This is a genomic window from Bacillus sp. Brlt_9 (assembly GCF_051948935.1).
Classification (GTDB): domain Bacteria; phylum Bacillota; class Bacilli; order Bacillales; family Bacillaceae_G; genus Bacillus_A.
The window spans coordinates 236,598-250,415 of the sequence record NZ_JAYJLO010000001.1; the positions used below are offsets into that span (position 1 = coordinate 236,598).

A 13,818-nucleotide genomic window follows, 5' to 3' on the forward strand; every position below is an offset into this window, starting at 1 on the left:
TTTTCATTAGTTTGCTTTATAAAATTGTTGGACGGCCTCATCGATATAAACCCAGCCTTTCCAACCTAAGTGCATATGATCTTTTAAGAAGTATTTATCATACTCATGATTTGAGAAGTCGGCAATTGGATAGCCAGCTTTCTCAATTTGCTCATGAACTTTTTTATAGTACAATTCGCGGCGTTCTTTCGGGAAGCCAGCGTAATCGTACCAAGGGCCTTTTACAGGAACAGAAATGAAGAGCGGTTTTGCACCAGATTGTTTTAATAAATCAAGTACAATTTGTAAATCTTCATATTCTGGCGATTGATCATAAGCATCATTTTTTAAGTAGCCTTCACGTTGCTTTAATTTCTTCTTGATTTTGCTGTTGAAGTAACCATCTTCGATACCATATTCATTAGATCCAGATTCTGCTGCACCTGTTTGATCTGCATGTTTACGAGTTTCATCCCAGTTCATTTGTTTTAATGAAGGGTCCAGTTTTTCTTTATGCGGTTTAATATCAAACATTGCTGTAAATAAATCTTTGCGATCTAAAATGTTACGATAAATATAAGCGAAAGGTTTAGCCGCAAGTGCTTTTACTTTATGCTTTGTATCATCGTAAACGATACCTTCAAGCGAAATTTTAAGTAAAGTTTCTTTCTTAACAATCTCAAAGTTTAATAAACGCTTTGCAATTTGCTTTTTCATTTCAGGTTTTACATCATCGTTGAAAATGAAGTGGTAACCTTGTTGTTTTGAAAAGTTAGGTGCAAAGTGTGTTTCATCAATACCTTGTGGCACAAACCATTGCGGAGAAAGAACGAATACCATTTTCTTATCCTTCAATTGATCCATTGTAGATGCAAAGTTTAATACATGTACAAGGTCTTGTGTTCCACCGCGTCCAAGTAGGAATGGTGTGAATCCTTCAGGCTTTACTTTGAAATAATTTGATGGATGGTAAGCATCCATACGTGCGAATTCCGATGATCCATACATCGGAAGGTATTTTGAGTCTGCTAACATCTTTTGCTGTAAAATCATACTTTGAATTTTTTCTTCTTTTAAAGAAGTGGCAGCTTGTTCTACTTTTTCATCACTTAAAAGTGGAAGTAGGAAGCGCGTTGGAATAAGTAAGAATACAGCAAAAAGGGCCAATGCTAAAAGCATCGGACCAAATTTTGCTTTGTTCATCGGATTTCTTCCAACTTCTTAATAACCATGTTTGGAGTAGCCCACTCGTCACGGTCAAAATCAGAAATAGAAACTTCAATATCTAAACGCTCTTGGAATTCAACTAATAAAGATACTACAGCGAAAGAATCAAGAATACCTTCTTCAAATAATTGAACATCTAAGTTTTCTTTCACAATATCGTTTTCACATACTTCTTCTAAAATATCTAATACTTGCTCTTTGAATTCTGCCATTTTTAAAATCTCCTTTATATCCGAAATATATTATATGTGCAACTTCTTACTAGTTATAAGAAGGGTGCATTAAAAGTATCTGTTAAGGTGTCCAGAGAAAATGAGGAAACCGAAACATACAACGTGGAACGTAATTACAATCGCAAGGACGTGTGTAAATTTATTGTTTGGCCAAAACTTATGCTTCTTGTTTTTTCGTTCGAAAATGTCGAATAAAATGAACAGTGCGGCATGATAGAGACCATAAATAACATATTGTGCAACAGCGCTTCCTTGGATGTGCCAAATTCCCATAATGAAGAAGTTTAAAAATGCACCGATATACGAAATTGTGTAACGGTTCTTAATTAACTTTTTCTTCGTTGCAAAAAAGACGAAACGCATGTAGATAAAATCACGGAACCAGAATGATAAACTCATGTGCCAGCGGTTCCAGAAGTCTTTAATGTTACGACTAAGGAATGGCTTATTAAAGTTTTCTGGAGTTTTAATTCCCATCATGTAACTGATACCAATTACGAACGCACTATAACCTGCAAAGTCAAAGAATAACTGCATACTAGTAGCGTACATAAAAATCGCATTAGATAAAAGTGTATCTTGATTGGCGAATACGGCCTTTACAAGATATGTTGTTATCAAGTGCGCAATTATAAATTTGTACAGGAAACCTTGGAAAATACGGTTAAGCCCTGTATATAGTAACTTTTGATATTCTTCAGCGCTAGGCGGCTTTTGAATATCTTTTTGGAATCTACGGTAACGATCAATAGGTCCACTTGAAATCGCAGGGAAGAATAAAACAAACTCCCAGAAATTAAAGAAGGAAAGTTCTTTAATTAAATTATCACGAACTTCAAAGACCATTTGTACAGCTCTAAATGTTACGTAAGACATACCTGCGAAAACAATAAAATGTAATTCAGGTACAAATGGTGCGATTTTTGCCAAAATAAGTGGCAAAATCGATAAAATAACAGCTATGCAAAACATGAATGTACTATTATTTTGTTTTCTTAAAATTAAATAGCCTTTAATTAGGGCATATTGCCAAATAATAAATGCGGCTAACATAATCGCTTGCTTCGGTTTATCAGAGAAGATAATAGCAATCATGACTAATGTTAATACGGCATTATATTTACGCAACATTTTACCTTTTAATCCAGCTATGATAGTAGGTATTAATAAAATGCCCACTATAGCGAAAAAATAAAATGATCCATATGCGGTCATGCTGTAACCTCACTCAATAATTTTTTGCGATCTACCTTTCCATTTGGTGTCATTGGAATAGAAGATTGATACATGAATTTACGAGGAATCATGTAGTTTGGTAATCGCTCATTGAGTTCTTTTTTAATTGCAGATGTTAATTTGAATTCTTTTTCAAATGAATGTTCGCCAGGAACAACAACCGCTAATAAATAATCGTATTTCTCACCTTTTTTAATTGGAACGATAACTGCTCCTTCTACGTAAGAACACGCACGAAGGTGATGCTCAATTTCTTCTAATTCCATTCGATAACCATGCAGCTTAATTTGGAAATCAAGACGACCATTATAGAATAGAAGACCATTTTCAACATAGCCAGCATCGCCTGTTTTATAGGCGCGCTCACCGTCAATCATAGTAAATGCTTTTTCTGTTAATTCAGGGCTTCCTAAATATCCAACGCTTACGCTTGGACCGACAATTACGATTTCACCTTTTTCACCATCAGGTGCGATCGTGCCATCTTCTTTCATAATAAGAAGGCGACAGTCTGATTTACAGTAGCCAACTGGAAGTGATTTGTATTGATCAAGCACTTCTTCTGTAACGTGAATACCTGTTACAGCGACAGTAGCTTCTGTTGGACCGTACGTATTCATAATTGTTGCTCTCGGGAAACGCTCAATTAATTTTCTAGCTACTTCATTTGGTAACACTTCACCGCAGAATAAGAATGTTTTCATGTTCGGTAGCATACTCTCAGAGAAAGATGATTCCATTAAACACATCTCTGCGAAAGATGGTGTTGAAGTCCATACTTGTATATCCGATTGCTCTAAAGAAGCAAACAAGTCTTTTGGACGTGCAATCATATCTTTATCGATTGCCCAAAGTGTACCACCTGTTACTAATGATGGGTAAATATCCATGACAGATAAATCGAATGAGAAAGGTGCTTGATTTAAGAATACTTGCCCTGTTTGTAAGTTGAAATCTTCTACAGCCCATTTTGTAAAGCTTACAAGGCAGTTATAAGTAATCTGAACCCCTTTCGGATTACCTGTGCTTCCTGATGTGTAAATAATGTAGAAGTTCTCATCACCTTTTACCGCATGTTCAGGATTTGGAGTGTTCCCTTTATGAGTAAAGAAAATATCTTTTAAGTTGTCTTCACTTACAATGCGAACTGGTAAATCAGTTACAGTTACTTCAGTTCCTGATAAAAGTAGTTTCGCACCGGAATTTTCAGCGATACGTTGTACACGATCAGCTGGGATAGATAAATCTACAGGAATATAAGCATGTCCAGCTTTTACACATCCTAAAAAGTTAATAATCATTTCAGGTTGCATATGGCCATACACCATAATTGGTGAACGATCATCTGGATACGCAGAAGAAATCCAATGTGCTAACGCATCAGAATCTTCCTTTAATTGTTTGTACGTAATTTTCGCATCTCGCCAAACAAAAGCAGTTTGATCAGGCGTTTCAATAGCCCACTTTTCAATTTGTTCTAATAACTTCATAACGTTCCCACCCTAGAATTCATTGTAAATAAATGTACTTGTGTTTGTATCATGGAATCCATACAACCAAAGTAATGCAAATAAAATTGCAAGGTAATAAACCGTCTTTGCAACCCATTGTGTGAGTGGTCGAGACCATATCTCTTTTAATCTTTCCATGTCTTTCCCTCTCTTAATGAAATAATAGCTCTTTGTAGGTATCATGTCCTACATTATTGTGAAAAAAACAAAATTCCACATTTTAGGTAAAAATAAGTCAAAAGGCTCTTTTCTGATATTAGCACTAAATACTAAAAAAGAAAATCCCTAACTTAGCAATTATATTACATTCAGCACCAATTTGTAATGGGTTTGATATGTAAATAGAAAGTGGATTGTGTGAATGTATAAAAGTGGTCTGGGAGAATGGATAGGAATGTAATATTTGTTTGAATTTTTGAGCTTTTCATAGTTCATGTATGGATTGTTAAAGTTTCGTAAAAGGAGGAATTTCTGATGAAGAGGATGTGGAAGGATTTTATTTCGGAAGAAAACATTATTAAATGGAGACGGTATTTTCATAAACATCCGGAATTATCATTTCATGAAAAAGAAACTTCGCAATTTATATATGATACATTGTGCTCATTTTCTTCTTTTGAAGTAACGAGACCGACGAAGTATAGTGTACTAGCAATTAAAAGAGGAACGGAACAAGGGAAAGTAGTTGCGATTCGGGCTGATATAGATGCTTTGCCAATTCAAGAGGAGACAAGGAAATCTTATACGTCTGCGAATAAGGGAGTGATGCATGCATGTGGACATGATGCTCACGCCGCTATTTTGTTAAGTACAGCAGAAGTACTATCAAATATAAAGGAAGATTTTGCAGGTGAGATTCGTCTATTTTTTCAGCATGCAGAAGAGGTATATCCTGGCGGCGGACAAGAAATGGTTGAGGCAGGCGTGATGGATGGTGTTGATTATGTAATTGGTTTACATGTTATGTCAGGACTTGAGAGCGGGAAGATTGGAATTGCATATGGGCCGATGATGGCGGCACCAGACGTATTTACAGTTGAAATTCAAGGGAAAGGAGGGCATGCAGCGAGGCCAGAAGAAACGATAGATCCTATTGCAATCGGAGCGCAGATTATTACAAATCTACAACATATCGTATCAAGAAATACAAGTGCTTTCATGCAAAGAGTCGTTTCAGTTACGCAGTTTCATGGGGGCATGGCTGATAATATTATTCCTAGTGCAGCAACTTTAATGGGAACTGTTCGTTCATTTAATCAAGCATTAAGGGTGGAAGCAGAAGAGAAAATTGAGAAAATCGTGAAAGGAATTACAAAAGCACATGGAGGGGAGTATACATATTCATATCGATATGGATATGATCCGGTTATTAATGATGAATATATTACGAAAGTAGTAGAAGAAAGTGCACTACATTTGTTTGGGAATGAGCGTGTTGTGAAGCTGGAACCTTCTATGGGAGGAGAAGATTTTTCAGCATATTTAAGAAAGGCACCTGGTTGTTTCATTAAACTAGGAACAGGTAATGAAATGATAGATACTTGCTACCCGCATCATCATCCGAAATTTGATGTAGATGAATCAGCGCTAATTTATGGAGTGGAACTATTTTTAGAGACAGCGATAAGACTACTAAAATCATAGAAAAGTATAAAAAAAGGCAACTGCGCTCTATCGCAGTTGCTTTTATTTCTTTCCGTCAGAGAGGGCTGAGAAAGAACTATGCTCATTTATAGTATATGAATAGCTAACGGACAAGCTTGTACATTTTAATCATTTTTTAAAAAATAGTTGTTGACAGTGATAATCAATGTCAATTAATCTAAAAGTAGTTGAAATTGATAATTATTATCAATAGGATGGATGCGACATGTTAATGAGAAAAAAATTTCACCTTCTGCGGAGGGGATTAAAAGATAAAAATAAAGAAGTTGATCAGCATATGGAATGGCAACGAAATGTAATTCGTTCAGAATATGTAGATGAGAAGAAGAGCATTCAGACAGAAAAAGAGATACAAAGTAAAGGGAGAGGTTCAGTTGAGTAAGTTAGTAATGATTTTTGCAAGTATGAGTGGAAATACAGAGGAAATGGCTGATCATATTGCCGGCGTGATTCGTGAAACAGAAAATGAAATTGAAGTTATTGATATTATGGATTCACCAGAAGCTTCTATACTAGAACAGTATGATGGAATTATTTTAGGTGCATACACTTGGGGAGATGGTGACCTTCCTGATGATTTCTTAGATTTTTATGACGCAATGGATTCTATTGATTTAACTGGGAAAAAAGCGGCAGTATTCGGGTCATGTGATTCAGCTTATCCGAAGTACGGCGTGGCGGTTGACATTTTAATAGAAAAGCTACAAGCGCGCGGAGCTGCAGTTGTGTTAGAAGGACTAAAAGTAGAATTAACGCCAGAAGATGAAGATGTAGAAAAATGTTTACAGTTTGGAGCTGAATTTGTAAAACACCTTTCTTAATGGCAGAAGGGAGATGAAGAGCAAGTGCACGAGAAAATCGCAATCAAAACGATGACAGATTATCATTTGTATGATTTTATGCGTTGCCCGCATAAATTTTATTTTCGTCATATAAAAAGAAGAGAACCTTCTTCATTTGAATGGCAACAAATCGCACAAATGATTGTGAATCGAATTATTAACGAATATTACACATTACCCGCGGGCCAACAAACGAAAATCGTACTTTTAATATTAATAGAAAAGTATTGGAAAAAAGTAAGGATTAATATGTTTGCTTCGAAGACGGAGTATTATATTGTGTTAGCGAAGCTAACAGATCACTTATTACAATTTGTTGAAAGAGATGATAGTCAGACACCGCCGTTATTTTTATATGAAAAATTTCAAACATATATGGAAGAGCTAGGTGTCCACATGTCATTGACATTAGAAGTTGGTGAGTGGAGTACTGAGTCGTTTGTAATTAAAAAGTATGTTGTCGATGCGGATGAGGAAATGCTTGCTCTTTGTCAAAAGTTAATGACAGTATTTAGTTATAAAGCTTTCGGCATTCTTCCAGGAAAAATTGAAGTAATTAATTTAATAGAAGGAACTAAGTATGAGTACATTCCGAAACAGGAAGATATTATAACTGGAATGGCTGATTTATCTCGAATGAAAGAAATGTTGCAGCAACCTGAGCATTATACAGAGCGCCATTTTCGTTCTGAGTGTATAAGTTGTGCGTTTCGTAGCGAATGCCAAGGGGAAGAAGTAAAGAAAGAAGCGAAGCAGAAGAAAAATATCGTACATTAAAGGATGCAAATTTGCATTCTTTTTTGTTATTGACATGAAAAGCTTTTCATCATTTACCGTATATTTGTAGCAGATTTTAATAAAGGGAGGAATAATCAATGAAAGATGAAACGAAAGTATTTCAATGGTTAAAAGAACAGAATGCTCCTTTTGGAATTCAACTGCAAATTTTACAAGCCTTTCAACTGTATAAAATTATTGTTGAAATGGATAAAAAGTTAATGATGTATGAGGAGAGGGAATATAGGGAGAGAATGTAATCTCATCCCTGCAGTACTACTTTCAGTTGTTCTAGACCTGCTAGAAATTCTAGTTCATTCTTTGTTTCAAAGTTATAAATCATATTATGTAGTAAAGGACTGTATTGATAAAAACTTGTGATGCGGTGAATGAGTAATGGATCATGGTGTGAAGTAAGGGTACGGTATTGTTCATATACGGATGTAGTAAATTCATGTCCGAAATCATCATATAGCCCAGCAAAATCAAAGGCAGGATCTCCGATTTGAGCATCACCAAAATCGATAATCCCTGAAATGGTTTTATTTTGTTTATCAAATAAAATGTGATGATGTGTAAAGTCGGCGTGAATGATTGTATTTTGAAATTTAGATGTAGCTAGACAGGCAAAGAAATTCTCGAATAAACGATTTAAGGCTGATTTCTGGAACGAAGTAAGATTGTTAGTAACATACTGATTTAATTTAGTTTGCAGCTCTTTCCAGTAGGTAAGTGTTTTTTCAATAGGGAATCCTAACGCTGTAACACTTTTTAGAGGAATACTATGTAGAGCAGCAAGGAAAGTTGCTAATTGTGTAATAAGTGCTTTTCGTTCTTGTTTTTCTAGTGTAGTAACTATTTCTGTTTTTAACGGTTCACCATGAATGAGAGTATAGTAACTACAAAACGGAATAGTATCAGTATCTTTTCTGTAGAATAGGTGATACTGTGGAACCTCAATTTCATGTAGTGAATAAGAGAGACGTGTGCATAATTCTTTTTCTAACGGAATACGCATTGCATATTCCTGTTTTCGCGGGAAACGAAACAGTAACTCATCATTTACGATAATAGCTACATTATCCCACCCTTCTTCATTTTGTTTATAGGAGTGTATAGAAAGATTAGGCAAAGCTTCTTTTATATATTGTTTGTAAGAGTCCATCATTGTTCCTCATTTCAAAGTTAAGTTATTCCACTTCATGATATCAGAATTTTCTTTCTATATGTTAAAATATAACTATCATTATGAAGAAAAGAATACTAATCACTTCTTTATGTATCGCTTTTGGAGTGTTTTGGTCATATAAAGAGACGGTTTTTGCTAGCTTTAAATCGATTGATCAGTATGAGTTAAAAGAAGAAGTAAAGAACAAAAGTATAGAAACTTTAACTCATAATGAAATGAAAAAGGTAGGAGAACATTTTGTGACAGAGCAATTATCTGTGTTTGAGTTTAATAATAAAGAAGATGTAAAACGAAAAGGTGAAGAAATATTTTTAAATAGAGGGTATGACCGATTAATAGAAAATTATTATCCAAATCGTTTTCGGGATGTAGAGTATAAATTTATAAACGGGGAGATATGTGAAGTAACGAATGAAAGTTTTCTCTATAAAACTGTAGCGTACGTGGCGGGTACTGAAAATGGTAAGAGAAGCGAAATGAAATTGAATTATGAAATGAAAATTGTAAAGGTTAATAATGTATTTAGGGTGTTAGAACAAAAACAGTACGTACAATAGAGTGAAACATGAATCAGTGCCATAAATAGTAGAATAAAAAATCCCCCAGTTCTTTGAGGGATTCTAAAGGTTTTCATTTTGTTGACCAAGTTCTTTTTGAGCAATATATAAATTTCCTTGCTCGACTTGTTTCTGAGTAAGAACAGAATCACCTGCATATCCTTTTTCTGTTTTTACAGTTCTTTTTGAACGATTGGAATTTTGTTTCTTCATATAATAAATCACCTTCCATCAAAAATAAACGAAAATGATAAGTACGAGTAATACAGCAGCAAAGATGGTAATACCCATTAAAAACGAAGTGTTTTTATATTTAGGCGGCTTATGTACATCTTGCCGATATCCAGGTGAAATTTCAGGGGCGAATTCTTCATCGAATGATTGCTTGTTTTCTTTTTCGTCCATATACATCCACCTTTCTTTTTCATTATGTTATACGTTCATAGAAAAAATATGCATAAAGAAAACCACCCTCTATCGCGAGCGGTGGTTTTCTGTTGTATATTGTCTTTGCACTTGGAAGAGACGGACAAGAAGGAAGATGGCGCCAAATGCTAGACCGATAATAAGACCGATCCAGTATCCTTTTGCTGCCCAGTCCGTATACGTTGCTAATATGTAACCGAGAGGGAGACCTATTACCCAATAAGCGATTAATGTCATAATTAAGGCAACATTTACGTCTTTATAACCACGTAGAGCCCCTTGTACAGGCGTTGCAATTGCATCTGAAATTTGAAATAAAATCGCAAATATAAGAAATTCTTTTGCTAAATGATGAACTTGTATATCTGTCGTATAAATAGAAGCAATTTCATCATCAAAGAAGTAAAGAAGAATGGAATACAATAGGGCGAATGCAAGTGCTAAGCCAATCCCGATAAATCCATATTGTTTTGCGTTATTATATCGTTTTGCTCCAACTTCGAATCCAACAGCGATGGTCATTGCCATTGCTAAACTTAAAGGAGTCATATATAACAAGGAAGCGAAGTTCATAGCTGCTTGGTGGGCTGCAATTGTTGTCGTACTAAAATTACTCATCATAAGTGTTACCGCAGCGAAAATACTTGTTTCAAAAAAGATAGCAAATCCGATAGGGACGCCAAGTTTTAAGAATTCTTTCCAACTCGAAAGAGAAGGACGATATAATTGTTTAAAGATATGGAAAGATGTGAAAGGTTCTTTCGTACGAATAATTATAACGGTAATAATTAAAATGCACCAATAGGTTGCTGCAGAAGCAATTGCTGCTCCGACACCACCGAGTTTTGGAAAACCGAAATGACCGAAAATTAATACATAATTTAATACTACGTTAATTGGTAATGATAGTAATGTAATGATCATCGTTGTACGAGTTTTTCCTAATGCATCAATAAATCCGCGTAAAACAGTGTAAGTAAATAAAGGAATAATTCCAATTGCAATAATACTTAAAAACTGTGCTGCAATACGTTCCACAGGTTCTTCTAATCGCATGCCGTTTAAAATAGGCGAAACAGCGAAGAATCCGATAAGGATAACAACAAAACTAGCACAGATTGCTAAATATACTGCTTGTATAACAACGTGAGGAACATCCTCTTTTTTCTTAGAGCCAACGAGTTGTGCAACAATTGGAGTAGTGGCCATCAAAATTCCTGTTAATCCCGTACTAACTGGAATCCATATACTTGTGCCAATCGCGACACCTGCTAAATCAATAGGGCTTGCATGTCCTGACATTGTCGTATCGAAAAAACTCATTGCAAATAATGACATTTGCGTAACGAAAATCGGGAAAAATAGTAATACAAATTGCTTTAATTTTTGTGAGAATGAATTAGTTTCTTTCATAAAATCCCCTTTCCGCTAAAAAAACAAACTCTTACTATCATACAATTTAATCAAAAAATAGAAAAGAAATACGCGTATACAACATGTACAATCAATAAAAAAAAGATGCACTTTAAAAGGGGATAAGGTATTATGATAAGGTGTGAAAAATTACATATTCGTTATTAAGGAGGCACTACTCGTGGCTGATTGGTTAATTGGAATAATCATGGGTGCTGTTGAAGGTTTAACAGAGTTTTTACCAGTATCATCAACAGGACATATGATTTTAACAGGTCATTTACTTGGATTTAACGACGAGAGAGCAAAAGTTTTCGAAGTTGTTATTCAATTGGGATCAATTTTAGCAGTTGTCGTTATATTTTGGAAGCGTCTATGGTCTTTAGTAGGTATAGGGAAAGTAACAGACGGACCATCGTTAAATTTATTACATATTATTATCGGGATGATTCCTGCCGGCGTACTTGGCGTATTGTTCCATAGTATGATTAAAGAAGTTTTATTTGGGCCAGGCCCAGTTGTCATTAGCTTAGTGGCTGGTGGTATTTTAATGATTGTTGCTGAGAAGTTTTCGAAACCAAGTACAGCAAGAACATTAGATGAAATCACATATAAGCAAGCATTTACAATCGGAATGTTCCAATGTTTAGCACTTTGGCCAGGATTTTCTCGTTCTGGTTCTACAATAAGTGGTGGTTTATTAGCTCGCGTGTCACATACAGCGGCGGCTGAATATACATTCATTTTAGCGGTACCAATGATGGTAGCTGCAAGTGGCTTAGATTTAATTAAAAGCTGGGATATATTAAGTGCGGCTGATATACCATTATTTGCAACAGGATTTATTACAGCATTCGTTGTTGCGATGCTTGCAATTGTTTCATTCTTAAAATTATTATCTCGTGTAAAACTAACACCGTTTGCTTACTACCGTTTCATTTTAGCTGCGGTATTCTATTTCTTCATTATGTAAGAAATAGATTCTTGGTAACACCCTATAGAATAGACATTTGAAAAAAGTCTATTCTATAGGGTGTTTTTTTATCGTGAGGGAAAATTTTCACCCTCATATACTTGTATTTCACCATATGAAATATGACATAATGATGTCGATATAATAATTTTAAGGAAATCGATAGTGTATTTGAGAGGGGCAGTTTAGTGAGTTTTGCAATAGAAATAGTAATTCCAGCACCAATTGATGTTGTATTTGATTATGTAAATAATGACGAGAAAATAATGGAATGGAGTACCTTTATGGTGGAAAATAGGTATCCTCCACATGTAGATGTAAATAATCCTCGTGAAGGTGATAAATATATATCCGTGCAAAAGATGGGGAAGAAAATATATGAGTTTGAGGCAGAAATTTTAGAGTGTGAAGCACCTTATATCGTATCAATTGGATGTGAAATGAAGCAAGGCTATACAGCCGCAACTTATATGTTAGAAGAGGATGAGGAAGGTACATCACTTACTTTAATTATAGAATTTGAACCGAAGAATTTTTTATATAAGATTATGTATAAGTTGACTGGATGGATGACCCGTGCAGTATATATGGGTGAAATGGAACGGTTAGCAGAGTGCGTAGATGCTGCATATTCTCAGAAAAAAGGATTGTAATTTTGTTTAATAAAAAACCTGCCGAAATCGGCAGGTTTTATTTTACTACTTTTTCCATCATGCTTTCCATTACATGTTCCCAAAGAGAAGTATCATCCGCTAATGTAGCACGGAAATTAGCGTACATTTCTTTTTGTTTCTCTTCGAATGTTGGATCCTCTTTTTCAGGCAATGTAGCGCGCATTGACGTTACTAACTTTTGTACTTTTGGAGCGCGTGGTCCCCAAACGGCTTGTTCATTTCCATCTTTATCAATGAAAATAAAGATTGGAATCGCACGAGCTGTTCCATTTGTTAAATATTGATCCATTAATTCTAAGTTTTCATCGCGAATTAATAATGACATTTCAATATTTGCAACTTCAGAAATTCTTTTCATAACAGGTACGCATAAAAGAGCGTCACCACACCAATCAGCTGTTAATACGATAACACGCCAGCCATCATTTTGACGTTCTTCTAATACAGGAAGTAACTCATTTGGAATTAAAAAGTTATTGTAAATGTGCAGTAGCTCGTATTGATTTACTTTCATTTCATTCACATATGTATCAAAGGACATACCTTTATCAGCCCATTGTAGTAAGTTCATAAATAACACCTCTTTAGTATGATTTGTTTTCATTGTACCAATTTTTATATAGAAAAGCTTGTTTTCTTACTCTTTCTTGTCGCTTAATAATTTATTTAGTAGGAAAAAGAATAGTACAACACATAATTCGGCTATGTTGGACAGTTGTACGTTCTCTATCCATTCGTCGGCGGTATGTATGACAAACCAATCTAGCGTAATTTCAATGATGGAGAGCAGGGTGATTGAGAGCCAATTGGGCATACTTGCCATCATTGGATGTAGGAGCGCTTTAAAGAAAATGAATATAAAATATGTAATACCATCTAATAATAGAATAAGTAAAAAAAACAGTAGTAGAGCTGTTTTGGATGAATATTCTATACCTGTAATTTGAAAGATTCCTATATATACAAAAAATATAAATGCAAAAAATATAATGAGAAATAGAATAACAAAAACAATAATCAAAGTCTTATCTTTTAGATTAAGATTAGAAAACTTGTCTTCTTCCTCCACTATTCCAACTCCTTTTTTTGGAAATTCAACTTTATTGTATCATGAAA

General features: G+C 34.8%; 19 protein-coding genes. 8 read left to right on the forward strand and 11 right to left on the reverse strand.

All coding sequences use genetic code 11. The features are described 5' to 3' along the window. Positions 1–6 precede the first annotated feature (6 nt). From dltD to VF726_RS01295, 5 genes are all read right to left on the reverse strand, one after another. Complete coding sequence (dltD, locus tag VF726_RS01275; protein ID WP_429598895.1) at positions 7–1,182, reverse strand: D-alanyl-lipoteichoic acid biosynthesis protein DltD; 1,176 nt, start codon at positions 1,180–1,182, stop codon at positions 7–9. Continuing rightward, complete coding sequence (gene dltC, locus VF726_RS01280) at positions 1,179–1,418, reverse strand: D-alanine--poly(phosphoribitol) ligase subunit DltC (RefSeq protein WP_000807310.1); 240 nt, start codon at positions 1,416–1,418, stop codon at positions 1,179–1,181. The genes dltD and dltC overlap by 4 nt, the downstream gene beginning before the upstream one ends. A gap of 69 nt (positions 1,419–1,487) precedes the next feature. Further along, on the reverse strand, positions 1,488–2,654 hold the full coding sequence (dltB, locus tag VF726_RS01285) for a D-alanyl-lipoteichoic acid biosynthesis protein DltB (RefSeq protein WP_000127922.1): 1,167 nt from the start codon (positions 2,652–2,654) through the stop codon (positions 1,488–1,490). Next, positions 2,651–4,165 carry a D-alanine--poly(phosphoribitol) ligase subunit DltA gene (gene dltA, locus VF726_RS01290; RefSeq protein WP_440165279.1) on the reverse strand — a complete coding sequence of 505 codons (1,515 nt, stop codon included), beginning with the start codon at positions 4,163–4,165 and terminating at the stop codon, positions 2,651–2,653. The genes dltB and dltA overlap by 4 nt, the downstream gene beginning before the upstream one ends. A 12-nt stretch (positions 4,166–4,177) precedes the next feature. Then, entirely contained in the window at positions 4,178–4,324 is a 147-nt protein-coding gene (locus VF726_RS01295) for a teichoic acid D-Ala incorporation-associated protein DltX (protein ID WP_000440293.1), read from the reverse strand. 336 nt (positions 4,325–4,660) lie between these two features. Between VF726_RS01295 and amaA the strand changes: the two genes are divergently transcribed. The 5 genes from amaA to VF726_RS01320 all read left to right on the forward strand — a co-directional run bounded on the left by amaA (position 4,661) and on the right by VF726_RS01320 (position 7,730). Then, a complete protein-coding gene (amaA, locus tag VF726_RS01300; RefSeq protein WP_440165282.1) occupies positions 4,661–5,830 on the forward strand; it encodes an N-acyl-aliphatic-L-amino acid amidohydrolase in 1,170 nt (389 codons plus the stop codon). A 226-nt stretch (positions 5,831–6,056) separates the two neighbouring features. After that, positions 6,057–6,233: a hypothetical protein gene (locus VF726_RS01305; protein WP_000929012.1), complete on the forward strand. Its 177-nt coding sequence runs from the start codon at positions 6,057–6,059 to the stop codon at positions 6,231–6,233. After that, positions 6,226–6,672, forward strand: coding sequence for a flavodoxin (locus tag VF726_RS01310; protein WP_440165284.1), 447 nt, complete (start codon positions 6,226–6,228; stop codon positions 6,670–6,672). Before VF726_RS01305 ends, VF726_RS01310 begins: the two co-directional genes overlap by 8 nt. A gap of 24 nt (positions 6,673–6,696) precedes the next feature. Next, on the forward strand, positions 6,697–7,470 hold the full coding sequence (locus VF726_RS01315) for a hypothetical protein (RefSeq protein WP_097845709.1): 774 nt from the start codon (positions 6,697–6,699) through the stop codon (positions 7,468–7,470). A 98-nt stretch (positions 7,471–7,568) separates the two neighbouring features. Further along, positions 7,569–7,730: a hypothetical protein gene (locus tag VF726_RS01320; RefSeq protein WP_440165286.1), complete on the forward strand. Its 162-nt coding sequence runs from the start codon at positions 7,569–7,571 to the stop codon at positions 7,728–7,730. Between the two features lie 2 nt (positions 7,731–7,732). Here the strand turns inward: VF726_RS01320 and VF726_RS01325 are convergent, their stop codons facing one another. Further along, on the reverse strand, positions 7,733–8,635 hold the full coding sequence (locus tag VF726_RS01325) for an aminoglycoside phosphotransferase family protein (RefSeq protein ID WP_440165288.1): 903 nt from the start codon (positions 8,633–8,635) through the stop codon (positions 7,733–7,735). 83 nt (positions 8,636–8,718) lie between these two features. Here VF726_RS01325 and VF726_RS01330 point away from each other — a divergent pair, with 83 nt between their 5' ends. Further along, positions 8,719–9,216 carry a biotin transporter BioY gene (locus tag VF726_RS01330; RefSeq protein ID WP_440165290.1) on the forward strand — a complete coding sequence of 166 codons (498 nt, stop codon included), beginning with the start codon at positions 8,719–8,721 and terminating at the stop codon, positions 9,214–9,216. A gap of 63 nt (positions 9,217–9,279) precedes the next feature. Here the strand turns inward: VF726_RS01330 and VF726_RS01335 are convergent, their stop codons facing one another. From VF726_RS01335 to VF726_RS01345, 3 genes are all read right to left on the reverse strand, one after another. Beyond that, positions 9,280–9,429, reverse strand: coding sequence for a hypothetical protein (locus VF726_RS01335; RefSeq protein ID WP_000744621.1), 150 nt, complete (start codon positions 9,427–9,429; stop codon positions 9,280–9,282). An 18-nt stretch (positions 9,430–9,447) separates the two neighbouring features. Beyond that, a complete protein-coding gene (locus VF726_RS01340; RefSeq protein ID WP_440165292.1) occupies positions 9,448–9,621 on the reverse strand; it encodes a 2-isopropylmalate synthase in 174 nt (57 codons plus the stop codon). A gap of 69 nt (positions 9,622–9,690) precedes the next feature. Continuing rightward, complete coding sequence (locus VF726_RS01345; RefSeq protein WP_440165294.1) at positions 9,691–11,055, reverse strand: MATE family efflux transporter; 1,365 nt, start codon at positions 11,053–11,055, stop codon at positions 9,691–9,693. Between the two features lie 181 nt (positions 11,056–11,236). Here VF726_RS01345 and uppP point away from each other — a divergent pair, with 181 nt between their 5' ends. Both uppP and VF726_RS01355 read left to right on the forward strand, forming a co-directional pair. Beyond that, the gene (gene uppP, locus VF726_RS01350) at positions 11,237–12,028 is read left to right on the forward strand and encodes a bacitracin resistance undecaprenyl-diphosphatase (RefSeq protein ID WP_440165296.1); all 792 of its coding nucleotides are present in this window, start codon (positions 11,237–11,239) and stop codon (positions 12,026–12,028) included. Between the two features lie 188 nt (positions 12,029–12,216). Next, positions 12,217–12,681, forward strand: coding sequence for an SRPBCC family protein (locus VF726_RS01355; RefSeq protein ID WP_016716970.1), 465 nt, complete (start codon positions 12,217–12,219; stop codon positions 12,679–12,681). Between the two features lie 37 nt (positions 12,682–12,718). Here VF726_RS01355 and VF726_RS01360 read toward each other — a convergent pair whose 3' ends face one another. After that, a complete protein-coding gene (locus VF726_RS01360) occupies positions 12,719–13,306 on the reverse strand; it encodes a thioredoxin family protein (RefSeq protein ID WP_440165299.1) in 588 nt (195 codons plus the stop codon). A 33-nt stretch (positions 13,307–13,339) separates the two neighbouring features. Continuing rightward, complete coding sequence (locus VF726_RS01365) at positions 13,340–13,771, reverse strand: YrvL family regulatory protein (RefSeq protein ID WP_440165301.1); 432 nt, start codon at positions 13,769–13,771, stop codon at positions 13,340–13,342. Positions 13,772–13,818 lie beyond the last annotated feature (47 nt).